Genomic DNA, 25,346 nt, shown 5'->3' with positions numbered 1-25,346 from the left:
GCCATGGGCTCGGGGAACTGCGAGGAGGTCTGGCGTGCGGGTCACTGCGAAAGTGCCTGACCATCCACGCGACGATCACCTGTTCCGAGGTCGGCGTCGCAGTTCCCCGAGCCCCTGGCGTGTGCCCGCCTAGGGCAACGCCTAGGGCTTGAGCACCGCACACACGGCCCACGCCGAGCGCGAGTGGTCGGCCGGGTCGGTAACGGCCGGTGGGGTGGTGCCGGTGAGGACCGGCTGCAAGTAGGCCGCCAGCCGACTGGTGCAGGAGGTCGGCCCGGTCTGGACCACCGCGTCGATCAGGCGGAGCCGTCCGGCAGCGAGGTCGGCCCGGTCGAACTCGAAGCGGAGCGCCCGCCGCACGGTGTGCAGCGTGACCGGCCCGCTCGGTGCGTCCGCGGGCCGGAGCGCGTAGACGAGGGTGTGGTCGGTGTCGATGGCCAGCACACCCGCGTCCTCCTCGTCGATCGTCATGGCACCGACCACCTTGACGGTGTCCACCGCCAGCGCGACCTTGGCCGGGTCGAAGCGGACCAGCCAGCCGGTGGCCGCGTGGTGCTGGTCGTCGCTGGGGGCGGCGATGCTCTGGTCGTACTGGGTCTGCTGCCCGGGCGTGACCAGGCGGCGGACGTCCGCGGTCTCGCCGTGCACCAGGGTGCCCAGGGCCAGTGAGGAGGCGCTCAGGTAGTGCTGGACGATGTCGAGCGCCCGGCTCACCTCGGTCCGGGTGAAGTGCGGGGTGGCCGAGCCGCCCGGGGTGCCGAGACCGACGGCGCCGTCGTGGTAGCTCGCGGGCAGGCCGGCGAACGGGGCGTTCGGGTCGTCCACCGGTACGACGGGGGTGCTGGGGGCCAACGCCACCAGGCTGGCGGTCAGTTGGCTGCCGCTGGGCCGGCCGGACGAGTGGGGCGAGGAGATCCCGAAGTACACCGCGGCCGCGAAGGCCACCGCCACCACCACCAGCAGCGCGATCGCCTGCCGGGACAGCGAGCCGAACAGACCGCGGCGCCGGACCGCCCGGGAGTAGCCGCCGCCCAGCCGCTCCCGGGCCGAGAGCTCCTGAATCCGGGCAGCCCGGACGAACGATTCGTCGAACACGACGGATCGGTACTCGTCCTCGTTACCGGAACCACCGTCGGGCGTACCCTCCGGAGGCTCGACCGGGTCACCCATGACTCAAGGGTAGAGCCGGGGCCGGTGCGCCACGAGAGGCCATGCGTAACTTCTTCGTGGCCGCCGGTGAACCACCGCCGCCGGTCTCAGCGGCTGATCGAAACCGTCACCGGCGGCGCCTGCGAGGTCTCACCCCGTGGTGGCGCCCCGCTGGAACTGGAACTGCTACCGGTCTCCGGGCGGCTGGCCGGCTGCTCGCCACCGCCCGCGCCCCGGTAGATCGCGGCCACCGCGACGGCCACCACGCTGACCCCCATCACCACGGCGAGCACCCAGGCGACCGGGCGGTGCCAGCGCTGCTGGGCGACCTGCCGGGCGCCGCCCGCCCGGCCGGGGTCGAACCCGTCCGCCCGGCTCCAGCGCAGCCGCCGGGCAGCCCGGCCGCCGGACCAGGGGTCGGGGTGGAGCCGGTCGTCGTCCAGACCGCTCGGGTGCGGGCGCAGCTCCAGCGGCAGCCCGTCCGTCGCGGTGAACTCCGGAACCCGGCCGAGTGCCACCGCGTCGGGCTCGAACCTGGCCTCGGCGGCGGCCAGCTGCCGCTCCTCGGCGCTCGGCTCGTGCACGGCGGCGGACCGGATGAATGCCTCGTCAAGGACCACGGTGGCGAACTCGTCGTCCGCTCCACCGTGGTCGGCGCCGTCGGAGTACGGCGAGCCCCCCACGTCCTCAGCCACGGATTCAATGTATTACCGGACGGGGCTTTTGTCTGTGGGTCCCGGCAGTTCGTCAGGCGCGGCCCTGCCGGATCCTGAGCCGGCGTCAGCCGCCCGTGCCACCCACGGTGGGCGTCGCGCCACCCCGGACATGGCCGTCACCGGTGACGATGTACTTGGTCGAGGTCAGCTCCGGCAGGCCCATCGGCCCCCTGGCGTGCAGCTTCTGGGTGGAGATGCCGATCTCGGCGCCGAAGCCGAACTCACTCCCATCGGTGAACCGGGTCGAGGCGTTGACGGCCACGGTGGTGGAGTCGACCAACTGGGTGAAGCGGCGGGCGGCGGCCTGCGAGGTGGTCACGATCGCCTCGGTGTGGCCCGAGGACCAGCGGCGGATGTGCGCGACGGCGGCGTCCAGCGAGGGCACCACGGCGGCCGCGATGTCGTACGAGAGGTACTCGGTCTCCCAGTCCTCCTCGGTGGCGGGCACCGCCGTGACGGCGGAGCCCTCGGCGGCCTTGAGCACCGCGTCGTCGCCGTGCACGGTCACCCCGGCCTCGGCCAGCGCGGCCAGCGCGAGCGGCAGGAAGGCGTCCGCGACGTCCTGGTGGACCAACAGGGTCTCGGCAGTGTTGCAGACGCTGACCCGCTGGGCCTTGGAGTTCAGCAGGATGCCGACCGCCATCGCCAGGTCAGTGTCGGCGTCGACGTAGACATGGCAGTTGCCGGTGCCGGTCTCGATCACCGGCACGGTCGAGCCCTCGACCACGGTACGGATCAGTGAGGCGCCGCCGCGCGGGATCAGCACGTCGACCAGGCCCCGGGCCCGCATCAGCTCCTGGACCGAGTCCCGGCTCTCGCCGGGCACCAGCTGGATCACGTCGGCGGGCAGCCCCGCCCCCACCACGGCATCCCTGAGCACCCCGACCAGCGCGGTGTTGGAACGGTAGGCGGAGGCCGAGCCGCGCAGCAGCACGGCGTTGCCGGACTTCAGGCAGAGCGCGGCGGCGTCCACCGTGACGTTGGGACGGGCCTCGTAGATGATGCCCACCACGCCGAGCGGCACCCGGATCTGACGGACGTCCAGACCGTTCGGCAGCGTGTAGCCCCGGATCACCTCGCCGACCGGGTCGGGCAGGCCGACCACCGAGCGGACGTCGGCGGCGATCGCCTCGATCCGCTCCCCGGTCAGCGTCAGCCGGTCGATCACCGACTCGGCGGTGCCGGCCGCCCTGGCCTTCGCGACGTCCTCGGCGTTGGCGGCGGTGATCTCCCCGGTCCTGGCGAGCAGCGCGTCGGCGATCGCCAGCAGCGCGGCGTCCTTCACCGAACGCGGCAGCGGGGCGAGCACGGCGGCCGCCTCACGGGCACGGCGCGCGACGGCGAGGACGGGGCTGTCGGTGGTCTGGTCGCTGGTCATGCGGCCAAGGGTAGCGACTACGGACGCCCCGCCGGGCAGGCTTGTCGAGCCGTGAGACGGGGCCGGACCGAGCACAGCCGAGCCGCGGTCCCCGCGTCCGTGACCGGTCAGTACGGGTGCACCCCGCCCAGGTGCGGCGGCGTCTCGCCGAAGCCCTCGGCGATCCGCTTGTGGTAGGTCGGGCGGTCCACCACCTCCAGGCCGACGATCTCCCACGGCGGTAAGTTCGCCGAGCTCTTGTGCTCGCCCCAGAGCCGGAGCGCGATCGCGGCGGCGTCGTGCAGGTCCCTGGCCTGCTCCCAGTAGCGGATCTCGGCGTGGTCGGCGGCATAGCGGGCAGTCAGGAAGAACGAGTGGTCGTGGGCCAGCTGTTCGAGCCCGGCCCGCAGCTCGGTCAGCGGGGTCACCTTGCCCGCCACGCTCAGCACCACGTGCCAGAGCCGGGGCTGCTCCTCCTCCGGGCGCTCCGCCCGCTCGTTCAACTGCCGTACGGTGCCCCGGGGTTCCTCGGGCGCCTGTTCGCCCCTACCGCCGTCGATGCTGGTCAGCCTTCGTCCCACCGGCGGCCTCCTGTTCGGCGACGTCGTGTCCTGGCCGCTTCGGACGGCCACGGGTCCGGCCCGTCAGCCGCGCAGGATGACCAGGTCGTCGCGGTGGATGACCTCGCGCTCGTACGCGGCACCGAGCTCCTGGGCCAGCTCTCTGGTGGACCGGCCGAGCAGACGGGGCAACTCCCTCGCATCAAAGTTGACCAGTCCACGGGCGACGATGTGGCCGTTTTCGCCAAGAAGGTCCACCGGATCACCGGCGGAGAAGTCCCCGTCCACCCGGGTCACCCCGGCCGGCAGCAGCGACTTCCCTCCGACCACCACCGCCTCGACCGCCCCCGGGTCCAGCTGGAGGGCGCCACGCGGGCTGCTGGCGTGCTCCAGCCAGAGCAGCCGGTCGGCGGAGCGGCTGCCGGTGCGCAGGAAGAGGGTGCCGGTCCGCCGGCCCGCCAGCGCATCGGCGGCCTGGCTGGCGGCGGTCAGCACCACCGGGATGCCGGCGCCGGTGGCGATCCGGGCGGCCTCCACCTTGGTGACCATGCCGCCGGTGCCGACACCCGCCTTGCCGGCGCTGCCGATCTCGATGCCGTCCAGGTCCTGCGGGCCGCTGACCTGGTCGATCCGGCTGGTGCCGGGTCGGCTCGGGTCGCCGTCGTACAGGCCGTCCACGTCGGAGAGCAGCACCAGCAGGTCGGCCCGGACCAGGTGGGCGACCAGGGCGGCCAGCCGGTCGTTGTCGCCGAACTTGATCTCGGCGGTGGCGACCGTGTCGTTCTCGTTGACGATCGGCATCGCGCCCATCGCCAGCAACTGGTCCAGGGTCCGGTAGGCGTTCCGGTAGTGGGCCCGGCGGCTGGCGTCCTCGGCGGTCAGCAGCACCTGGCCGACCCGGACGCCGTACCGGGCGAAGGAGGCGGTGTACCGGGCGACCAGCAGCCCCTGGCCGACGCTGGCGGCGGCCTGCTGGCGGGCCAGGTCCGGCGGGCGGCGGTCCAGCCCGAGCGGGGCCAGGCCGGCCGCGATCGCGCCGGAGGAGACCAGCACGATCTCGGGGGCCGACGGCTGGCTGCGGGCCTTGGCGAGGGCGTCGACCAGCGCGTCCACCCGGTCCGCGTCGAGCCCGCCGGCGGCGGTGGTGAGCGAGGAGGAGCCGACCTTGACCACGATGCGGCGTGCGGTCAGGACCTCCTGACGCAGGGTCTGGTCCGTCATCCGGCTTGCCTCCACACGAGAATCGACGGGTCGTAATCTACGCGATCAGGACCACCGCACCCGACGACCTTTCAGCCCGTGGACACGCCACAGGGGCGCGGCGGACCCGCCACGCCCCTGTGAACGGTGCCGAGTTACTCCTCGTCGCCGGAGTCGTCCACGTCCAGCGCAGCCGGGCGCTTGCTGGAGAGCGCCTCGAAGGCGAGGAACTCGTCCTCCGCCGAGTCGCGCAGCTTCTGCTTGTCGCGGCGGCGGTCCAGCGCGGGGCGCTGGGTGTCCAGGCGGTGGTCCTCGCCACGGCGGCCGAGCATCTCGGCGCCGGCGGCCAGGGTCGGCTCCCAGTCGAAGACCACGGCGTTCTCGTCCGGGCCGATGATGACGGTGTCGCCCTCGGTGGCACCGACCTTCCAGAGCTGGTCCTCGACACCGAGCCGGGCCAGCCGGTCGGCCAGGTAGCCGACGGCCTCGTCGTTGGAGAAGTCGGTCTGCCGGACCCAGCGCTCGGGCTTGAGGCCGCGCACGCGGTACGCGCCGTCCTCCTCGGTGACCGTGAAGCCGGCGTCGTCCACCGCGGTCGGCCGCAGCACGATCCGGGTGGCCTCCTGCAGCGGCTTGGCGGCCCGTGCCTCGGCGACGATCTGGGCCATCGCGTAGTTGAGCTCGCGCAGGCCCGCGCGGGAGGCGGCGGAGACCTCGAAGACGCGGTAGCCGCGCTCCTCCAGGGAGGCGCGGGTCAGATCGGCGATGTCCTGGCCGTCCGGCACGTCGATCTTGTTGAGCGCGACCAGGCGGGGTCGGTCCTCCAGACCGCCGTACTGGGCGAGCTCGGCCTCGATGGTCTCCAGGTCGGTGAGCGGGTCACGGCCCGGGTCCAGGGTGGCGCAGTCCAGCACGTGCACCAGGACGGTGCAGCGCTCGACGTGACGGAGGAACTCCAGGCCCAGACCACGGCCCTGGCTGGCGCCCGGGATCAGGCCGGGGACATCGGCGACGGTGTAGACCGTCTCGCCCGCGGTGACCACGCCGAGGTTGGGGATCAGGGTGGTGAAGGGGTAGTCGGCGATCTTCGGCTTGGCGGCCGAGATCACCGAGATGAGCGAGGACTTGCCCGCGCTCGGGTAACCCACCAGGGCGACGTCGGCGACGGACTTGAGCTCCATCACGATGTCGCGGGCCTCGCCGGGCTCGCCGAGCAGGGCGAAGCCGGGGGCCTTGCGGCGGGAGGAGGCCAGCGCCGAGTTGCCCAGACCGCCACGGCCGCCTGCCGCGGCGATGAAGCTGGTGCCGTGGCCGACCAGGTCGGCCAGCACGTTGCCCTGCTTGTCCATCACCACGGTGCCGTCCGGCACCGGCAGGATCAGGTCGCCGCCGGTCGAGCCGGTCCGGTGACCGCCCGCGCCCGGCTTGCCGTTGGTGGCCTTGCGCTTCGGCGAGTGGTGGTACTCGAGCAGCGTGGTGACCTGGGCGTCGACCATGAGGATAACGCTGCCGCCCTCACCGCCGTTGCCGCCGTCGGGCCCGCCGAGCGGCTTGAACTTCTCCCGGTGAACGGAGGCGCAGCCGTGGCCCCCGTTACCCGCGGCGACATGCAGTTCGACGCGGTCCACGAAGGTGGTCATGGGGTGTGCCTCCAGATAGGGAAAAACAGTCTCTGCTTCAAAGCATGGAGGGTGGACCGGAAAATTCCGGTCCACCCTCCACAGGAATTCCGACGCGGGGTCAGAATCAGGCCTCGACGGCCACGATGTTCACAACGCGGCGACCGCGGTGGGTGCCGAACTGCACCGCACCGGCGTTCAGCGCGAAGAGGGTGTCGTCGCCACCGCGACCGACGCCCGCACCCGGGTGGAAGTGGGTGCCACGCTGGCGGACCAGGATCTCGCCGGCGCTGACGACCTGACCACCGAAGCGCTTGACGCCGAGGCGCTGGGCGTTCGAGTCGCGGCCGTTCCGGGTAGAGCTTGCGCCCTTCTTGTGTGCCATCTCGCTATCCCCTTACTTGCTGACGGAGTCGATGCTGGTGATCCGGACAGCGGTGTGGCGCTGACGGTGGCCCTGGCGGCGACGGTAACCGGTCTTGTTCTTGTAGCGCAGGATGATGATCTTCTCACCCTTGGTGTGGTCGACCACCTCGGCGTGAGCCTTCACGCCGGCGAGGACCCACGGGTCGGAGGTGACATCGTCACCGTCGACGACCAGGATGGTCGAGAGCTCCACCGAGTCACCCGGCTTGACGTCAACACGGTCAATCTCCAGCACGTCGCCGACGGCGACCTTGTGCTGGCGGCCGCCTGCGCGAACGATCGCGTACATGCGGTACCTGCTTTCTCTAACTCGATCGGAACTCTCGATGCCAGCCACCTGGGTACGGACACAGGCGGCCTCCCCCTCACTCCGAGGAGTGCGGGAGGTGATGTGCTCGGGAGCGCGGCGCTAGACACGCCAAGGGTCAAGAATACGGACCGGCCCCCACTTGGGCAAACCGGACCCTACGAGGGCGGGGGCGACTCGTTCGAGCCGCCCCCGCCCCAGGGCTTACTCAGCCGCCGAATCACCCTCGGCGGCCGCGGCCTTCTTGGCCGCCGCGCTGGTCCGCTTGGTGGCGGTCTTGCGGGCGGTGGTCTTCTTCGCGGCCGTGGTCTTCTTGGCCGCGACGGCCTTCTTGGCCGGGGCCTTGCGGGCCGCGCGCTTCTTCGGCGCGGGCTCGTCCTCGGCCGGGGTCTCGACGACGGGCTCCTCGACGACCGGCTCGGCCTCGGCCGCGGGCGCCTCGACGACGGCCTCCGGCTCCTCGACCGCGGGCACGGCGGCGGCCGTCAGCGCGGCCTCCATCGCGGCCTCGGCGCGGGCCTGCAGCACCACGATCTCGGCCTCGCCCGGCGCACCGGCCGGAGCCGTCGCCTTGCGGACCGCGCGGCGGCGGGTCCGGCCGGCCGGAGCGGCCGGGGCCGCCTCGATCTCGACCAGGTCGACCTGCGGAGCGGGCTGCTCGACGACCGGGGCCTCGACCGCCTCGGCGATCTCGGCCGGCTCGGGGGCGCCGATCTCCGGCTGCCCGCCACCATTCGGGATGACCTCGAACTCCTCGTGGTCGTGCTCGTCCGCGACCGCCTCGGTGACCAGGTGCGCCTCGTCCTGCGCGGTGCCGCCCTTGCCCCGGCGACGACGCTTGGAGCCACCGGCCGCAGCCGCCTCGCCCGCGGTGCCGACCGGGCCACCGCCGCCGCCCACCGAGGTGGGCTGCTCCATGTGGACGATCACGCCACGGCCGTTGCAGTGCACGCAGGGCTCGGAGAAGGACTCCAGCAGGCCCTGGCCGACCCGCTTGCGGGTCATCTGCACCAGGCCGAGCGAGGTGACCTCGGCCACCTGGTGCTTGGTCCGGTCCCGGCCCAGGCACTCCAGCAGGCGGCGCAGCACCAGGTCCCGGTTGGACTCCAGCACCATGTCGATGAAGTCGATCACGATGATGCCGCCGAGGTCACGGAGCCGCAGCTGCCGGACGATCTCCTCGGCCGCCTCGATGTTGTTCCGGGTGACGGTCTCCTCGAGGTTGCCGCCCTGGCCGACGAACTTGCCGGTGTTGACGTCGACCACGACCATTGCCTCGGTCCGGTCGATCACCAGCGAACCGCCGCTCGGCAGCCAGACCTTGCGGTCCAGCGCCTTCATCAGCTGCTCGTCGATCCGGTAGGTGGCGAACACGTCCACGTCCGAGGTCCACCGCTGCAGACGCTCGGTCAGGTCCGGCGCCACGTTGGTGACGTACTCGTGGATGGTGTTCCAGGCCTCGGAGCCGGAGACGATGACCTTGGTGAAGTCCTCGTTGAAGATGTCGCGGACGACCCGGACGGTCATGTCGGGCTCGCCGTACAGCAGCGCCGGGGCGTTGCCGGTGGTGGCCTTCTTCTGGATCTCCTCCCACTGCTGCTGGAGGCGCTGCACGTCGCGGGTCAGCTCGTCCTCGCTGGCGCCCTCGGCGGCGGTGCGCACGATCACGCCCGCGTCGTCCGGCACGATCTTCTTGAGGATCTGCTTGAGGCGCGCGCGCTCGTTCTCCGGCAGCTTGCGGCTGATGCCGGTCATCGAGCCCTCGGGCACGTAGACCAGGTAGCGGCCGGGCAGCGAGATCTGGCTGGTCAGACGGGCGCCCTTGTGGCCGATCGGGTCCTTGGAGACCTGGACCAGCACGGACTGGCCGGACTTGAGCACCGACTCGATCCGACGCGGGCCGCCATGGCCGCCCAGCGCACCGAAGTTGACCTCACCGGCGTACAGCACCGCGTTGCGGCCCTTGCCGATGTCGACGAAGGCGGCCTCCATCGACGGCAGCACGTTCTGGACCTTGCCCAGGTAGACGTTGCCGACGTACGAGGTGGCCTGCTCCTTGTTCACGTAGTGCTCGACCAGCACGTTGTCCTCGAGGACACCGATCTGGGTGCGCAGGCCGTTCTGACGGACCACCATGACCCGCTCGACCGACTCGCGGCGGGCCAGGAACTCGGCCTCGGTGATGATCGGCACCCGGCGGCGGCCCAGCTCGCGGCCCTCACGACGGCGCTGCTTCTTGGCCTCCAGACGGGTGGAGCCCTTGATCGACTGCACCTCGTCCGGATCGAACGACGGCTCGGTGGAACGGCGGCGCGGCTCCCGGACCTTGACGACGGTTCGGACGCCGTCCTCGTTGGTCTCGGCGACCACCTCGACACCACCGGTGTCACCGCTGCGGCGACGACGGCGACGGCGACGGCGGGACGAGGCCAGGCCACCGGCCAGGTCGTCCTCGTCATCCTCCTCCGCGTCGTCCTCGGGCTCCTCGACGGGAGCCGCGGCGGCGACCGGCTCGGTGCCCTGCTCGGCCTCGAACTCCTCGGCCTCACCACGGCGGCGACGACGGCCACCACGGCGGCGACGGCGGGACGGACGGTCATCCTCCCACTCGGCCTCGGCCTCGGCCTCGGCCTCGGCCTCGGGGCCGGCGGTCACCTCGACGGGCGCCTCCTCGACCTCGGCCGGGGCCTCGGCCTTGGGGACCTCGCGGACCGGCTGCGGCTGCTCCACCCGGGGCTGCTCGACCCGAGGCTCCGGACGGGCCTCCTGGCGGGCCTCGTGGCGCGCTTCCTGACGACCGCCCTGGCGGGACTGGCGCGACGGGGTCTGCACCCGGACCTGCTGGCGGGTGCGACGGCGGCGGCCGACCCCGCTGTACTCGAACTCGTCCTCCTCCTGGGCCGCGGCCGGAGCGGCGACCGGAGCGGCGGCGGGCACGGCCGGAGCAGCGGCGGGCGCCGGGGCCGGGGCACTCGCGGCGGCCGGGGCGACGTAGGGCGCGGGCTCCTGGAAGACCGGGGCCTGGAAGATCGCGGTGGACGGACGGACCGCGCGGCGGCGGGCCCGCGGCGGGGCGGCGTCCTCGACCACGGGGGCGGGCTCGGCCACCGGGGCCTCGGCCACCGGCTCCTCGACCGGAGCCTCGGGCTCCTCCTCGACGACCGGCTCCTCGACCACGACCGGGGCGGCCTCGACCACCCGGCGGCGACGGGCGCGGCGCGGCGGGGCGGCGTCCTCGACCGGGGCGACCGGGGCGGGCTCCTCGGCCACGGCCTCGACCACGGGGGTCTCCTCGACGGCGACCGGCGCCGTCTCGGCCCGCTTGCGCGGGGTGCGGCGGGCCCGGACGGGCTTCTCGGGGGCGGCCTCGGCAGCGGGCTCCTCGGCGGCGGCCTGGACCGGCGCGGGTGCCTCGGTGGCGGCCTCGACGGCCTCCGGCGCACCGGCCGGGGACTCGACGCGCTTACGGGTCCGGCGGGCGCGCACCGGCTTCTCGGCGGCGGGCTCCTCGGCGGCGGCCTGAACGGCGGCGGCCGGGGCCTCGTGCGTCTCCACCGGGAGGACCGTCTCGGCGGTCTCGGTGGCCGCGCCCTGCGGGGTGCCCGCGGGGCGGGACACCGCGCGGCGGCGGCGACGCGGCGGGGCCGCGCTGTCGTCGGCCGCGGACTGCTGCGGTTCGTTGTTCTCGTTCTCGAGCATGCGGGTGGATCTCCCGTCAGGCCCCCGGGCTCCGCATCCGGGCACGGCGCGACGCCGCTGGTTCCGGTCGGTCGCGAGCTTCGCGGGCCGACCTCCACGGCGTCGCCGTGCGGGACGCCGATGCCGCACAGGGGCTCGTAGTCTCGCTCGGCGCCCCGCACAGTGCGGGGTGTCGAAAGTCTTCTGGTTCTGACCAGTCTTCAAGTTTTCCGGGCCGGTGCCGTCCCCCGTCCCGGATGGCTGCCGGAGGGGTCCTCGGGCCCACCGCCCATCCGGGGCGGCGGGCCACAAGGGGCTGGCCTGCGTTCGACGGCGCTCGCTCCCCTGGGGAGCCGCAGCGGCCCGGAGGGGACCCGGCCCGACTCGCCTCGAAAGGCTGCCGGGTCGGCCCTCCTCCCGCTAGGCGGACGCAGGTGCGCGCGGCCCGGCGGCCTACAGGCCGGCCGGGGCCGCGGCGCGGTCGAGCGCCAGCGGGTCGGTCACCGTGCCGGTCTCCTCGTCGAGCGGCCCCTGCGCCAGCCTGGTCACCTCAGCGGGGACCGGCGGCGCCAGGTCGGCCGTCGCACGGAGACCGGACAAAACGTCGTCGGGTCGTACGGCGGGTGTGGCGTGTCGTACTACCAGCCGCAGTATCGCACAGGGATTGGTGCTACGAACATCGGCGGTACCGTCCGTACCGGTCTCGTTACCATCGCCCACCTGGGGCGAAAGCAGTTCGAGCGCCGCCACCGCCCCGCGCGCGTCGAAAACCCGGACGCCGTTCTTGGTGCGGCGTTCGACCTCGACCTGCTCGGCGGCCAGGAACGCGGCGATCGCGCGGCCGGCCTCCTCGGGCGTGACCTGGTCCAGTCGGACCTGCCACTCGGAGGCTTCCAGCCGCTCCACGAAGTTCGGGGTGCGGACCTCGACGGCGTCGGTGATGTCCAGGCCGTTGGGCAGCGACTCGTCGAGCTGCGCGCGCAGCGCCTCCGGGTCACGGGCCTCGGCCAGGCCGATCTCCAGGTACTCGGCCTCGCTGGCCACCCCGGTCGGGGCGGCGTTGGCGTACGAGACCTTGGGGTGCGGGGTGAATCCCGCCGAGTACGCCATCGGGACCGCCGAGCGGCGGAGCGCGCGCTCGAACGCCCGCTGGAAGTCACGGTGGCTGGTGAAGCGCAGACGGCCGCGCTTGGTGTACCGGAGACGGATCCGCTGCACCGTCGGCGCGGGCGGCGGACCATCAGGCGTGCGGCGTGCCAGGGTCGCTCAGTCCTTAGTCAGTGGGCCGGTCCGGCCGCTGCACCAACGGGCTCCGGCCGGACTCTGTCAGGCTCAAGGGTACGGCCTGCTCAGCCGACCATCGCCCGCTTGGCCTCCCGGACCGCCTCCCGGGTGGACGCCCAGGCCCGGCGCAGCTCGTCCTTGACCGGCCACCACACGTCCCGCCGCAGCCAACGGCACGGGTGCACCACCGCGAAGCGCCACAGTCGGCCGCCCAAGTGCCAGGCCCGGCCGGCCAGCTGACCGACCGTCCGCAGCACCGGGTACAGCAACACCCGCCAGAGCCACCCGAGCGGAAGCACCACCAGATACCGCGCCAGCCACGCCAGCCCTCGGCCGAGGGCGGTCACCAGGGTGACCGCTCCACGCCCGAACGCCGCGACCGCCGCGAGCAGAGCACGGCCGAGCGGCGTGAGCACCGACTGCCACAGCCACACGAGCGGGACCACCACCAGGTAGCGGCCCAGCCAGGCCAGCGCCCGGCCGAGAAGGGTCACTGCCAGCACCAGGCCCCGGCCGGCCGGGGTCAGCACCGACTGCCACAGCCACACCAGCGGGACCACCACCAACCACCGCCCCAGCCAGGCCAGCGGCACCGCCACGCCGTACCGGGCGAGCCGGACCAGACCCCGGCCGAGCGCCAGCAGCGCGGTACCGGCCGCGCGCAGCGCTGCCAACAGCCCGCGTCCGCACGGCCGCAGCACCTCCCGGCCGAACCAGCCGCTCGGGCGGACCACCAGCACGGTGACCAGCCAGACCGTCGCGGCGACCAGGGCACGGCCGGTCCACCCCAGCCCGTGCCCGGTCACCAGCACGAGTGCGGCCACGGCCCGCCCGAGCGGGGCCACCACGTTCGCCCAGCTCCAGAGCAGCGGCGCCCGCACCAGCACCCTGAGCACCCAGACGACCGCCCGGCCCACGGCGGACACGGTGGCGGCCACGGCCCGGCCGAGCGGGGCCAGCACACGGCCGTACAGCCACTTCACCAGCAGGGCCAGTCCGCGCCCTGTCCCCCGGACGGCGGCGGCCACCCCCCGCCCGAGCGGGACGAGCAGGTTCTGCCTGCACCACACCGAGGGCCGCAGCACCAGCACCCGGCCGGCCCAGGTCAGCGCCCGGCCGAGCGGCGTGAGGATATACCGGTAGAGCATCAGCAGCGGCCGGGCGACCAGGCCGTACCAGACCCTGCCGAGCAGCCATCCGAGCCACCCGAGCGCCTTGCGGACGGGCCGCCAGGTGAGGACCAGCAGCTCCCAGACGAACCGCAGCGGGACCACAACCGCGAAGGCGAGGAACCTGGCCGGTATCCGTACGAAGGCGACCAGGCAGCCCTCGGCCGGTCTGTCGTCCTGCTGATCCATCGGTTTCCCCCCATGACCTGACGGCCCCTGCCGTGCAGTACGCACGGGAGGGGCCGTCAGGTTGCGTGCCGGTATTACGAGTTGACCACGGTGAGGGGCAGCAGCTTCACGCCGGTCGGGCCGATCTGGATGGAGGTGTCCATCTGGGGGCAGACGCCGCAGTCGAAGCACGGGGTCCAGCGGCAGTCCTCGACCTCGACCTCTTCGAGGGCGTCCTGCCAGTCCTCCCAGAGCCAGTCCTTGTCGAGGCCGCTGTCCAGGTGGTCCCAGGGCAGCACCTCCTCGTAGGAGCGCTCGCGGGTGGTGTACCAGGCGACGTCGACGCCGGTGCCGGCCAGGCCCTTCTCGGCGGCCGCGATCCAGCGGTCGTAGGAGAAGTGCTCGCGCCAGCCGTCGAAGCGGCCGCCGTCCTCGTAGACCGCGCGAATGATCGCGCCGACCCGGCGGTCGCCCCGGGAGAGCAGGCCCTCGATGATGCCGGGCTTGCCGTCGTGGTAGCGGAAGCCGATGTTCTTGCCGTACTTGCGGTCACCGCGGATGGCGTCGCGGAGCTTGCCCAGCCGGGCGTCGGTGTCCTCGGCGGAGAGCTGCGGCGCCCACTGGAAGGGAGTGTGCGGCTTCGGGACGAAGCCGCCGATCGAGACGGTGCAGCGGATGTCGTTCTGGCCGGTGACCTCGCGGCCCTTCTGGATCACGTTCTTCGCCATCGAGGCGATCTGCAGCACGTCCTCGTCGGTCTCGGTGGGGAGACCGACCATGAAGTACAGCTTCACCTGGCGCCAGCCGTTGCCGTAGGCGGCGGCGACGGTGCGGATCAGGTCCTCCTCCGACACCATCTTGTTGATCACCTTGCGGATGCGCTCCGAGCCGCCCTCGGGGGCGAAGGTGAGACCGGAGCGACGGCCGTTGCGGGTCAGCTCGTTGGCCAGGTCGATGTTGAAGGCGTCGACCCGGGTGGACGGCAGCGAGAGGCCGATCTTGTCCTCGGTGTACCGGTCCGCCAGGCCCTTGGCGATGTCACCGATCTCGGTGTGGTCGGCGGAGGAGAGCGAGAGCAGGCCGACCTCCTCGAAACCGGTGGCCTTGAGACCGCGCTCGACCATCTCGCCGATGCCGGTGATGCTTCGCTCCCGCACGGGGCGCGTGATCATGCCGGCCTGGCAGAAACGGCAGCCGCGGGTGCAGCCGCGGAAGATCTCCACGGACATCCGCTCGTGCACCGTCTCAGCCAGCGGGACCAGCGGCTGCTTGGGGTAGGGCCACTCGTCCAGGTCCATCACGGTGTGCTTGGAGACCCGCCACGGCACGCCCTCGCGGTTGGCCACCACACGGGCGATCCGGCCGTCCTCCAGGTAGTCCACATCGTAGAAGCGCGGGACGTAGACACCGCCGGTACGGGCCAGCCGGAGCAGCACCTCGTCGCGGCCGCCGGGGCGGCCCTCGGCCTTCCAGGCCCGGATGATCTCGGTCATGTCGAGCACCGCCTGCTCGCCGTCACCGATGACCGCGCAGTCGATGAACTCGGCGATCGGCTCGGGGTTGAACGCGGCGTGGCCGCCGGCCAGCACGATCGGGTCGTCGAGACCCCGGTCGGCGGCGTTCAGCGGAATGCCGGCGAGGTCGAGCGCGGTCAGCATGTTGGTGTAGCCGAGCTCGGTGGAGAAGGAGAGCCCGAACACGTCGAACGCCTTCACCGGCCGGTGCGCGTCGACGGTGAACTGCGGGACGCCGTGCTCGCGCATCAGCGCTTCCAGGTCCGGCCAGACGCTGTACGTGCGCTCGGCGAGCACGCCCTCGCGCTCGTTGAGCACCTCGTACAGGATCATGACGCCCTGGTTGGGCAGCCCGACCTCGTAGGCGTCGGGGTACATCAGGGCCCACCTGACGTCGGCGCTGTCCCAGTCCTTGACGGTCGAGTTGAGCTCGCCGCCGACGTACTGGATCGGCTTCTGGACGTGCGGGAGGAGGGCCTCCAGGCGTGGGAAGACCGATTCGACTGGCATGCGGTGAGCCCTTTTCGGCGGGGACGAGGTGACCCTCAAGGGTAGCCGAACCGGCTGCGGTCAAATCCCTATCGGCCGCTGGGTGCGGACGCACTGGAGCAGGCCGACGCCGATCCAGACCGCGAACATCGAGGACCCGCCGTAGGAGACGAACGGAAGCGGGAGGCCCGCGACCGGCATGATGCCGAGGTTCATCCCGATATTCTCGAAGGCCTGGAAAGCGAACCAGCTGACCACCCCGGCCGCCACGATGGTGCCGAACAGGTCGGTGGCCTGCCGGGCGATCTTGCAGGCCCGCCAGAGCAGCAGGCCGAGCAGCAGGATCAGGCCGAGCCCGCCGACGAAACCGAGCTCCTCGCCGGCCACCGTGAAGACGAAGTCGGTCTGCTGCTCGGGGACGAACTGACCGGTGGTCTGGGTGCCCTTGAACAGCCCCATGCCGGTCAGGCCGCCGGAGCCGATCGCGATCCTGGCCTGGGCGGTGTTGTAGCCCACCCCGGCCGGGTCGAGCGCGGGGTTGGCGAAGGCGGCGAAGCGGTCGATCTGGTACTTGCTCAGCACGCCGAGCTGCCAGATCCCGGCCGCGCCGAGCGCACCGGCCCCCAGCAGGCCGAAGACCCAGCGGTCGGCCGCGCCCGAGGCCAGCAGGACGCCGAGGATGATGACGCCCATCACCATCACCGAGCCCAGGTCGGGCATCAGCATGATCACGGCCATCGGGAGCGCGGCCAGCCCGAGCGACTGGAGCACGCTGCGGGTGGGCGGGTGCTCCCGCTCCCCCGCGTCCACCCGGGCGGACAGCACCATGGCCATCGCCAGGATGATCACGAACTTGGCGAACTCGGCGGGCTGGATCGAGAACCCGCCGCCGAACTGGATCCACGCCTTGGCGCCGTTGATGGTCGAGCCCAGCGGCGTGAGCACCGCGAGCAGCATCAGCAGCACCACGACGTACACCACAGGCACGGCGGTGCGCAGGCGCCGACTCCCTATCAGGACCACGATCCCGCACAGCACCAGACCGATCGCCAGGTTGGTGAGGTGGCGGAGCAGGAAGTACTGCGGGTCGCCGTGGGTCAGCGAGTCCCGGCCCCGGGTGGCCGACCAGACCAGCAGCGAGCTGCCGAGCGAGAGGCCGAGGGCGGACAGCACCATGATCCAGTCCAGCCGGCGGAGCGGGGAGCCCTTGGCCAGCACCCGGCCCACCGCGCTGCGCTGCGGCGCCAGCCGGTACTGGCTGTACGAGGAGGTCATGCCCGGCCCCTTCCGGCGGTACGGGTGACGGGTTCGAGCGCGGCCAGGGTCAGGGTGCCCGGCGCGGCGGGGACGGTCGGCTGCTGCGGGTCCAGGAAGGCCCGGCCGCCGAGGAGCGCCACCGGGTGGACGGCGGTGCCGTCCGGGTTGAACTTCGGCAGCTCGGTCTGCGGCTTGCTGAGCAGGGCCTTGCCGGTGTCGACGTTGCCCTTGTCGTCCACGCCGTACAGCGCCTGGTAGATCCGCCGGACGGCGTCACCGGAGGCACCGGAACCGGTACCGGCCTGACTCATCGTCATGACCACCGCGTAGTCGCGGCTGTAGGTGGTCAGGTAGGAGGTGGTCTGCTTGTTCAGGACCTCCGCGGTGCCGGTCTTGGCGTGCAGCTCGATCTTGCCCTGCGGCCAGCCGGCGCCGGTGAACTTCCAGGCCGCGCTGCCCTGCTCGATGACGCCCTTGGTGGCCTGGTCGATGTACTGCAGGGTGCGCTCGTCGGTCGGGATCTTGCCGTCCACCTGGGGGGCGATCTCCCGGATCAGCGTGCCGTCCGGGCTGATCACGGCCTTGCCGATGGTCGGACGGTAGAGCGTGCCGCCGTTCGACAGCGCGGCGTAGATCTTCGCCATCTGGAGCGGGGTCACCAGCGTGTCGCCCTGGCCGATGGCGTAGTTGACCATGTCACCGGCGCGCATCTGGTTGCCGTCGGCGCAGTTCTCCTTGGCCACCAGGGTGCCGTAGTCGTTCTTGCCGGACTTGGCCTGCTCGCACCAGGCGTCCCGGTTGGCGTCGTAGAAGTCCTGCTTCCACTTGCGGTCCGGGATCCGGCCGGGGGCCTCACTGGGCAGGTCGACGCCGGTCTTGGAGCCGAGGCCGAACTGCTTGGCGGTCTTGAAGAACCAGTCCGCCGGCTCCTTCTTCGGCTTGATACCGCCGTCGGCCATCCACTGGTCGTAGGCGAGGCCGTAGAAGACGGTGTCGCAGGACACCTCCAGCGCGCGGGCCAGGCTGATCGGGCCGTAGCCCTTGCTCTCGAAGTTCTTGAACTCGCGGCCGCCGATCGTCATGCTGCTCGGGCAGTCGTAGGTGCCGTTCAGCGAGTAGCCGGCCTGCGCGGCGGCGGCGGCGGAGACCACCTTGAAGGTGGAGCCGGGGGCGGACTGACCCTGTATGGCCCGGTTCAGCAGCGGGTAGTTGGACTCCTTGCTGGTCAGGCTCTCGTAGTCCTTGCCCGCGATGCCGCCGACCCAGAGGTTGGGGTCGTAGGTCGGGGCGCTGGCCATCGCGACGATCCGGCCGGTGTGCACGTCCAGCACCACGGCCGCGCCGGAGTCGGCCTCGTAGTTGCGCTTGGTGTCCTTGTCGTAGGCCTTGCGGGCGTCCACCATGGCCTGCGCGAGGTTGTCCTCGACGGCCTTCTGCACCCGGGCGTCGATGCTGGTGACCAGGTTGTTGCCGGGCACCGCCGGGGTCTTGCCCGCGCTGCCGATCACCCGGCCGAGGTTGTCCACCTCCAGCCGGTCGATGCCGGTGGTGCCGCGCAGGTCGTTGTCGTAGACCGACTCCAGGCCGGCCCGGCCGATCTGGTCGACCGGAAGGCGGCGCTCCCGGCCCTCCTTGTCCTTGGACTTGGTGACCTCCTCGTCGGTGACCGGCGAGAGGTAGCCGAGCACCTGGGCGAGGTTGGCGCCCTCGACACCGGTGTAGCGGCGCAGCGAGGTGGGCTGGGCGGTGACGCCGGGGAAGTCCTCGTGGCGTTCCATTATCTGCATCGCCTGCTGGGTGGTGGCCGCCTTGGTCACCGGGATCGGCTGGTAGGGCGAGCCGTTCCAGCAGGGCTGCGGGGTCTTGGCGTCACAGAGCCTGACCTTGTCCTGGACGTCCTTGGCCGGCATTCCGAGCACGTCGGCGAGCCGGGCCAGCACCGCCTTGCCGTGGTCCTTCTGCTGGAGCAGCGAGGTACGGCTGACCGAGACCACGAGCTTGGCCTCGTTCCCGGCCAGGATCCGCCCGGAGGCGTCCAGGATCTCGCCGCGGACGGTCGGCTCGACCACCTCGCGGACGTGGTTGCCCGCCGCCTTCTCCACGTACTCGGCGCCGGTGCGGATCTGCAGGTACCAGAGCCGCCCACCCAGGGTGGCGAGCAGCGACAGCACCAGGACCTGGAGGACGATCAGACGGATCGTCACCCGCTGGGTGCGGCCGGTCTCCGGGATGTTGCTCAACGGTGATCGCTCCTCAGGGGCGCTTGGCCAGGCCGGGGATCCGCCGCTTCCTGCCGTACGGCAGCGGGGAGGCCTCGCGGGTGGTGCGGTAGCGGGCCAGCGTGCCCAGGCCCGAGCCGCTGGAGTCCTCGGACTCGGTGATCACGCTGCCGCCGTCGAACCGGCGGGCCAGCATCATCACGGCGGGCACCACGAACGGGGCCAGCAGCACGTCGTACAGCAGGGCGCTGAACACCAGCCCGGTCAGACCGACGTGCCGGGCGGCGGTGTCGCCAACCAGGGCGCCGACCGTCGCGTACAGCAGGGTGGAGGCGACCGCGGCGACCGCCACGATCAGCAACGCGCTGACCGCAGAACGCTGCCGGGCGCCGTCCGGGCGGAGCAGCCCGGCGACGTAGCCGAGCAGGCAGAGCACCAGGGCGTAGCGGCCGATGGCGTGGTCGGAGGGCGGTGCAAGGTCGGCCAGCAGGCCGGCCGAGAAGCCGACCAGGCAGCCGCCGGTGGGCCCGTACACCAGGGCCAGGCCGACCACCACGAGCAGCATCAGGTCCGGTGTGGCGCCCGGGAGTTGGAGCCGTCCGAGCACGCTGACCTGGATCACCAGGCCGAGCAGGACCAGGACGGCGGAGAGCAGGATCCGGTTGATCCGCATGGTCAGTTCCCCCCTGCGGGTGTCGAGGCGGGCTGGGCGGGCGGCAGGACGGCGTCCCTCGGGTCGGTCCGCGGCGGGACCACCACCACGCCGACCAGGTCCAGCCGGGTGAACTGGACGTACGGCTCGACCAGCACGGTCTTGGTGAGCTGACCCGGCGTCGCCTCCACCTCGACCACCTTGCCGACCGGCACGCCGGGGACGAACGGGCGGCCGCTCTGCGAGCCGAAGGTGACCAGCCGGTCCCCGGCCTTGACCTGCGCCTTGCCGTTGAGCAGCGAGACCTTCATCGGGCCGGTGCCCTGGCCGTTCGCGAAGCCGATCTCGCCGCTGCCCTCCAGCCTGGTCCCGACGCTGAAGCCGGGGTCGGAGGCGAGCAGCACGGTGGCGGTGGTGGGCGCGATGGTGGTGATCCGGCCGACCAGACCCTGACCGTTGATCACGGTCATGTCCCGGGTCAGGCCGTCGTCGCTGCCCGCGTCGATGGTGATGGTCCAGGAGAAGCCCTGGGCGGCCCCGATCGCGATCACTTGGGCGGCCTTGACGGTGTATCCGCCGTTCCCGGCGGTGCGCAGCAGCTCGTCCAGCTGCTTGGTGCGGCCTGACGCGGTGTCGGAGGACGCGACCCGCTGGCGCAGGTCGGTGTTCTCCCGGGTGATCTGGTCCAGCCGGGCCTGGTGGGTGCCCGCGTCCCTGACCGCCCGTACGGTGCCGGCCACCGGGTCGACCAGCCCGGCCGCGCCGCGCTCGACCGGGCCGAGCGCGCTCGCGGCGGCCCGGCGGGCGCCGCTGAGCGGAGAGCTCTCGCCGCCCTTGATGTCCACGGTGATCAGGGCGAAGGCGACCGCTACCAGCAGGACGAGCAGCAGTCGGCTCTCTCGGGTGTCCCTCACGATGCTGGAGCTGCCCCTTCGATGCCTGGCCCCCACCCGCTGCGGACGGCTGAGGGCCCTTCAGTTGACGTGTGTTCCACCCGGCTCAACGACGGGGCTGGGCGTCCAGTACCTGCTGGAGCGCCTCGAACTCCTCGACGCACTTGCCGGAGCCGAGCGCGACCGAGTCGAGCGGGTTCTCCGCGATGTGGATCGGCATCCCGGTCTCGCGGCGCAGCCGCTCGTCCAGACCGCGCAGCAGGGCGCCGCCGCCGGTGAGCACGATCCCACGGTCCATCACATCGCCGGCGAGCTCCGGCGGGCACTGGTCCAGGGTCGTCTTCACCGCGTCGATGATGGAGTTCACCGGCTCGTCGATCGCCTCGCGGACCTCGGCTGCGGAGATCACCACGGTTTTCGGCAGCCCGCTGACCAGGTCCCGGCCGCGGATCTCGGCGTGCTCGTCCTTCTCGCCCTCCAGGGCGAACGCGGAGCCGATGCTCATCTTGATCTGCTCGGCCGAGCGCTCACCGAGGAGGAGCGAGTACTCCTTCTTGATGTGCTGCACGATCGCGTTGTCCAGCTCGTCGCCGGCCACCCGGATGGACTGCGCGGTGACGATCCCGCCGAGCGAGATCACCGCCACCTCGGTGGTGCCGCCGCCGATGTCCACCACCATGTTGCCGGTGGCCTCGTGCACGGGCAGCCCCGCGCCGATCGCGGCCGCCATCGGTTCCTCGATGATGTGCACCTGGCGTGCGCCGGCCTGCGAGCTGGCCTCGATCACGGCGCGGCGCTCGACCCCCGTGATGCCGCTCGGCACGCAGACCACGACCCGGGGGCGGGCCAGGTAACGGCGGCGGTGGATCTTGAGGATGAAGTACCGCAGCATCCGCTCGGTGATCTCGAAGTCGGCGATCACGCCGTCCTTGAGCGGGCGGATCGCGACGATGTTGCCGGGCGTGCGCCCGATCATCTTCTTCGCCTCGGACCCGACCGCCAGGATGCCGCCGGTGTTGGTGTTCACCGCGACCACGGAGGGCTCGTTGAGGACGATGCCCTTGCCCCTGACGTACACCAGCGTGTTGGCAGTGCCCAGGTCGATCGCCATGTCACGGCCGATGAACGACAGATTGTTGGCCATGGGGTGTGTGGTGCCTTCCCGAGCTCGGAATCAGATGGCGGGGAGATGGGGGCGGACGACGGCTGACCAGCCGTACCGAGCCCGTGAGTTGTGCTCCATCGTAGCCACGCCGGTCATCTCGGACTGCGAGGTACGGCGTGCAGCCCATTCTCCGGCGGCTCGTCGGCATCTCCGAGGATTGGGACGCCGTGTCGGGGCTTCGAGTTCCGTATTTGAGGATGAAACGTCGATATTCACCTGGTCGGGCCAGGCGGTGCACCGGCCCGACCGGGTGACCGCCCGTCAGGCCTGCGCGGGGAAGAAGATCTTGATCTCGCGCTCGGCCGACGCCTCGGAGTCGGAGGCGTGGATCAGGTTCTCGCGGGTGATGGTGGCGAAGTCACCGCGGATGGTGCCGGGGCCGGCCTGCAGCGGGTCGGTGGCGCCGGCCAGCGCGCGGATGCCGGGCACGACGTTCTCGCCCTCGACGATCAGCGCCATCGACGGACCCGAGGTCATGAACTCGAGCAGCGGCTCGTAGAACGGACGGCCGACGTGCTCCGCGTAGTGCTGCTCCAGCGTCCCGCGGTCGAAGGTGCGCAGCTCGGCTGCGGCGAGCCGCCAGCCGGCCTTGCGCTCGATCCGGCTGATGATCTCGCCGGCCAGGCCGCGCTTGACGGCGTCGGGCTTGAGCAGGACGAGAGTGCGCTGCGACACGGTTACGGCTCCTGGGGACTAGGGGTCGGTCACCCGAAAGGCTACCTTGCGTACTCGGCCGGACCTGCAGGTGCGTGCACCCAGGGGCGCGAGGAACTGCGCGCTGCGGAAGGGCAGCACGTGCAACTGACTCACCGAGCCCGGCTGAACAGTGGTCCACTTCCGCCTCGCGCAGTTCCTCGCGCCCCTGGCTTTACGCCTGCGCGAGCTCTCGGGCGGCCTTCATCTCGTCGATCCGGCGTCCGTAGTGCACCGAGCACCACCAGAGCGCGGCGAAGACCGCGCCGAGCCCGAACATGGTGGGCAGCACGAAGCCGCTGACGACCAGTCCGACCTGGAGCGCCCAGCCGACCGCCACGGCGCCCGGCCGGGTGATCGCGCCGCAGAGCAGTACGCAGAGCAGCATCGCGATCCCGCTGACGGTCCACACCGTCGCGGTGGGGACGTCCGAGAGCTGCATCGCGACCAGCGCGGCGAACATGATCAGCAGGGCCTCGCCGATCAGCGTCGAGGAACAGAGAACGCGCATGTCACTTCTTCCCGAGCAGGATGCGGGCTTCGCCGACGGTGATCACGGACCCGGTGACGAGGACTCCGGCACCGCCGAGGTCCTCGTCCTCGGCCATCGTGACGGCCGCGTCGATGGCGTCGTCCAGCCGGGGTTCGATCCGGACCCGGTCCTCGCCGAAGATCTCCACGGCGATCGCGGCCAGCTGGTCCACCGGGGTGGCCCGGTGGGTGGAGTTCTCGGTGATGACCACCTCGGCGAGGATCGGCTCGAAGGCCTCCAGGAAGCCGGCGGCGTCCTTGTCGCCGCTGGTGGCGATCACACCGACCAGCTTGGCGAAGTTGAAGGACTCGGTGATCGCGGCGACGCTGGCCTCGGCCCCGTGCGGGTTGTGCGCGGCGTCCAGGATCACGGTGGGGCTGCGGCGGACCACCTCCAGGCGGCCGGGCGAGCTGACTCCGGAGAACGCGGCGCGGATCTTCTCCGCGTCCAACGAACCGCCGCCGGCGCCGCCGATGCCGAAGAACGCCTCGACCGCGGTCAGTGCGAGCGCCGCGTTGTGCGCCTGGTGGGCGCCGTGCAGCGGCAGGAAAATGTCCTCGTACTCGGCCCCGCCCAGTCCACGGATCGTCACCAGCTGCCCGCCGACCGCGACCTCACGGTGGATCACGCCGAACTCCATGCCCTCACGGGCGACGGTGGCGTCCACCTCGACCGCGCGCCGCAGGATCGCCTCCGCAGCGTCCAGCGGCTGCTGGGAGACCACGGCGAGCGCACCGGGCTTGATGATTCCGGACTTCTCGGTGGCGATCTTGCCGGTGGTGTCGCCGAGCCGGTCGGTGTGGTCCAGGCCGACCGGGGTGATCACCGCGACGGTGCCGTCGACCACGTTGGTGGCGTCCCAGGAGCCGCCCATGCCGACCTCGATCACCGCGACGTCCACCGGGGTGTCGGCGAACACGGCGTACGCCATGCCGGTGAGCACCTCGAAGAAGGACATCGGGATCGGCTGCTGGGCGTCGACCATCTGCACGTACGGCTCGATGTCGCGGTAGGTCTCGATGAACTTCCGCACGCTGATCGGCGCGCCGTCCAGACTGATCCGCTCGGTCACCGACTCGACGTGCGGGCTGGTGTAGCGGCCGGTGCGCAGCTCGAAGGCGAGCAGCAGCTGCTCGATCATCCGGGCCGTCGAGGTCTTGCCGTTGGTCCCGGTGATGTGGATCGCCGGGTACGCCCGCTGGGGCTGGCCGAGGATGTCCATCAGCGCGGCCATCCGGTCGAGCGACGGCTCCAGCTTGTTCTCCGGCCAGCGGGCGGAGAGGGCGGTCTCGATCTCGCGCAACTCACCCGCCGGGTCGGCGGAGTCCGGGTTGCCGGGGCGGATCGTGTACGGGTTCTGCTGGGCCTTGTCGCTCACGCACCCAGTCTACGGAGCCGCTCACCCACTCCGATCCGGGTGGTCCACGACTCGCCCGCCGGCCCCCGCACCGGCGTCACGCCTGGCGCGGGATGCTCCGGGAGCCGTGCCGGTGCCGGAGTTCGGCGGTGATCTCCCCGAGCTCCCCGTCGGGCAGGAACGGCAACATCATCGCCACCGCCTGGAGCAGGCCGCCGACCAGGAAGGTGGTGTCCGGGGTGGAGGCGACCAGCGAGCGGACCGTACCCACGTCGCCCGCGTCCACCGCCTCCACCAGCTGGGCCACGTCGACCAGCTCCTCGTCCACCGCGACGCCGGAGGTGTCCGCCGGGGCCAGCCTGGCCAGGCCGCGCAGCACCCGGTCGCCGACCTCGGGCGCGTACGCCTTGCGGACCGCCTCGGCGGCGATCCACACCAGCAGGGTGGTCACCTCCTGCTCGGCCTGGTCGGCCAGCAGGCGATCCAGCTCACGGTCGAAGGCGAGCTGGTTGCCGTGCCGGAAGGCGAGCAGCAGGGTCGCCGCCCTGGCCTTGGCCACGTCGACCGCCTCCGCAGGCAGTTCGTCGGCCAACTCCTTGGTCACCACCACGCCGTGCCCTCCCGTCAGTCGACATGCACTGCCCAGAACTCCCACTTACCGTACACAGTCGAACTGCAAACGCCGCTTAACCCGCCGCAAAAGAACACGACCCGATCGGCCGAACGTCAATTCGGCAATTCTCCCGATCCGGCCCCGGACCTGGGACTTCGTCAGCTACCCTGCGAGCGGCCGCGTTCTCGGATTTCCAACTCTTCGTGCAGATCCACGGCCGGGCGGGGCCTCCGTACGGGAATTCGGCCGAACGGGTTAGCGCGAACTCGTCCGGCCCGCGGAATATCCGACGGCTAATCGACAAACACCGAGGGCCGCACCTCCGCGTG

The 25,346-nt window shown here is 71.7% G+C and carries 21 protein-coding genes; all 21 read right to left on the bottom strand.

Annotated elements, in window-relative coordinates; translation table 11 throughout:
• Nucleotides 1–141: 141 nt before the first annotated feature.
• Nucleotides 142–1,170, bottom strand: a complete 1,029-nt coding sequence (locus ACKUU6_RS22290) for a hypothetical protein (RefSeq protein ID WP_407990319.1) — start codon at nucleotides 1,168–1,170, stop codon at nucleotides 142–144.
• An 86-nt stretch (nucleotides 1,171–1,256) separates the two neighbouring features.
• Nucleotides 1,257–1,844 carry a hypothetical protein gene (locus ACKUU6_RS22285; protein ID WP_407990318.1) on the bottom strand — a complete coding sequence of 196 codons (588 nt, stop codon included), beginning with the start codon at nucleotides 1,842–1,844 and terminating at the stop codon, nucleotides 1,257–1,259.
• Between the two features lie 85 nt (nucleotides 1,845–1,929).
• A complete protein-coding gene (locus ACKUU6_RS22280; protein WP_407990317.1) occupies nucleotides 1,930–3,243 on the bottom strand; it encodes a glutamate-5-semialdehyde dehydrogenase in 1,314 nt (437 codons plus the stop codon).
• 107 nt (nucleotides 3,244–3,350) lie between these two features.
• The gene (locus ACKUU6_RS22275; protein ID WP_407990316.1) at nucleotides 3,351–3,803 is read right to left on the bottom strand and encodes a hypothetical protein; all 453 of its coding nucleotides are present in this window, start codon (nucleotides 3,801–3,803) and stop codon (nucleotides 3,351–3,353) included.
• Between the two features lie 63 nt (nucleotides 3,804–3,866).
• Nucleotides 3,867–5,003 carry a glutamate 5-kinase gene (gene proB / locus ACKUU6_RS22270; RefSeq protein WP_407990315.1) on the bottom strand — a complete coding sequence of 379 codons (1,137 nt, stop codon included), beginning with the start codon at nucleotides 5,001–5,003 and terminating at the stop codon, nucleotides 3,867–3,869.
• A gap of 134 nt (nucleotides 5,004–5,137) precedes the next feature.
• Nucleotides 5,138–6,622 (bottom strand): GTPase ObgE, encoded by a 1,485-nt coding sequence (obgE, locus tag ACKUU6_RS22265; RefSeq protein WP_407990314.1) that lies wholly within the window; start codon nucleotides 6,620–6,622, stop codon nucleotides 5,138–5,140.
• 106 nt (nucleotides 6,623–6,728) lie between these two features.
• Complete coding sequence (rpmA, locus tag ACKUU6_RS22260) at nucleotides 6,729–6,986, bottom strand: 50S ribosomal protein L27 (RefSeq protein WP_057238555.1); 258 nt, start codon at nucleotides 6,984–6,986, stop codon at nucleotides 6,729–6,731.
• Nucleotides 6,987–6,998: 12 nt separating this feature from the next.
• Complete coding sequence (gene rplU / locus ACKUU6_RS22255; protein WP_184919524.1) at nucleotides 6,999–7,316, bottom strand: 50S ribosomal protein L21; 318 nt, start codon at nucleotides 7,314–7,316, stop codon at nucleotides 6,999–7,001.
• A 222-nt stretch (nucleotides 7,317–7,538) separates the two neighbouring features.
• Nucleotides 7,539–11,033 (bottom strand): Rne/Rng family ribonuclease, encoded by a 3,495-nt coding sequence (locus tag ACKUU6_RS22250; protein ID WP_407990313.1) that lies wholly within the window; start codon nucleotides 11,031–11,033, stop codon nucleotides 7,539–7,541.
• A gap of 432 nt (nucleotides 11,034–11,465) precedes the next feature.
• Complete coding sequence (locus tag ACKUU6_RS22245; protein ID WP_407990312.1) at nucleotides 11,466–12,230, bottom strand: TIGR03936 family radical SAM-associated protein; 765 nt, start codon at nucleotides 12,228–12,230, stop codon at nucleotides 11,466–11,468.
• 131 nt (nucleotides 12,231–12,361) lie between these two features.
• Complete coding sequence (locus tag ACKUU6_RS22240; RefSeq protein WP_407990311.1) at nucleotides 12,362–13,654, bottom strand: hypothetical protein; 1,293 nt, start codon at nucleotides 13,652–13,654, stop codon at nucleotides 12,362–12,364.
• A 74-nt stretch (nucleotides 13,655–13,728) separates the two neighbouring features.
• A complete protein-coding gene (locus ACKUU6_RS22235) occupies nucleotides 13,729–15,657 on the bottom strand; it encodes a TIGR03960 family B12-binding radical SAM protein (protein ID WP_407990310.1) in 1,929 nt (642 codons plus the stop codon).
• A gap of 60 nt (nucleotides 15,658–15,717) precedes the next feature.
• On the bottom strand, nucleotides 15,718–16,911 hold the full coding sequence (rodA, locus tag ACKUU6_RS22230; RefSeq protein ID WP_407990309.1) for a rod shape-determining protein RodA: 1,194 nt from the start codon (nucleotides 16,909–16,911) through the stop codon (nucleotides 15,718–15,720).
• The gene (gene mrdA / locus ACKUU6_RS22225) at nucleotides 16,908–19,133 is read right to left on the bottom strand and encodes a penicillin-binding protein 2 (protein ID WP_407990308.1); all 2,226 of its coding nucleotides are present in this window, start codon (nucleotides 19,131–19,133) and stop codon (nucleotides 16,908–16,910) included. The genes rodA and mrdA overlap by 4 nt, the downstream gene beginning before the upstream one ends.
• 13 nt (nucleotides 19,134–19,146) lie before the next feature.
• Entirely contained in the window at nucleotides 19,147–19,785 is a 639-nt protein-coding gene (mreD, locus tag ACKUU6_RS22220) for a rod shape-determining protein MreD (RefSeq protein ID WP_407990307.1), read from the bottom strand.
• A 2-nt stretch (nucleotides 19,786–19,787) separates the two neighbouring features.
• Nucleotides 19,788–20,678, bottom strand: coding sequence for a rod shape-determining protein MreC (gene mreC, locus ACKUU6_RS22215; protein WP_407990306.1), 891 nt, complete (start codon nucleotides 20,676–20,678; stop codon nucleotides 19,788–19,790).
• Nucleotides 20,679–20,763: 85 nt separating this feature from the next.
• A complete protein-coding gene (locus ACKUU6_RS22210) occupies nucleotides 20,764–21,789 on the bottom strand; it encodes a rod shape-determining protein (protein ID WP_073927935.1) in 1,026 nt (341 codons plus the stop codon).
• A 294-nt stretch (nucleotides 21,790–22,083) separates the two neighbouring features.
• Complete coding sequence (gene ndk / locus ACKUU6_RS22205) at nucleotides 22,084–22,497, bottom strand: nucleoside-diphosphate kinase (protein ID WP_407990305.1); 414 nt, start codon at nucleotides 22,495–22,497, stop codon at nucleotides 22,084–22,086.
• A gap of 193 nt (nucleotides 22,498–22,690) precedes the next feature.
• Nucleotides 22,691–23,026 carry a DUF4233 domain-containing protein gene (locus ACKUU6_RS22200; protein ID WP_407990304.1) on the bottom strand — a complete coding sequence of 112 codons (336 nt, stop codon included), beginning with the start codon at nucleotides 23,024–23,026 and terminating at the stop codon, nucleotides 22,691–22,693.
• Nucleotide 23,027: 1 nt separating this feature from the next.
• Nucleotides 23,028–24,425: a bifunctional tetrahydrofolate synthase/dihydrofolate synthase gene (folC, locus tag ACKUU6_RS22195; RefSeq protein WP_407990303.1), complete on the bottom strand. Its 1,398-nt coding sequence runs from the start codon at nucleotides 24,423–24,425 to the stop codon at nucleotides 23,028–23,030.
• 76 nt (nucleotides 24,426–24,501) lie between these two features.
• On the bottom strand, nucleotides 24,502–25,014 hold the full coding sequence (locus ACKUU6_RS22190) for a hypothetical protein (RefSeq protein WP_407990302.1): 513 nt from the start codon (nucleotides 25,012–25,014) through the stop codon (nucleotides 24,502–24,504).
• Nucleotides 25,015–25,346 lie beyond the last annotated feature (332 nt).

The organism is Kitasatospora sp. CMC57 (assembly GCF_045866025.2).
GTDB lineage: Bacteria > Actinomycetota > Actinomycetes > Streptomycetales > Streptomycetaceae > Kitasatospora.
This window is presented reverse-complemented; position numbering and strand designations above follow the sequence as displayed.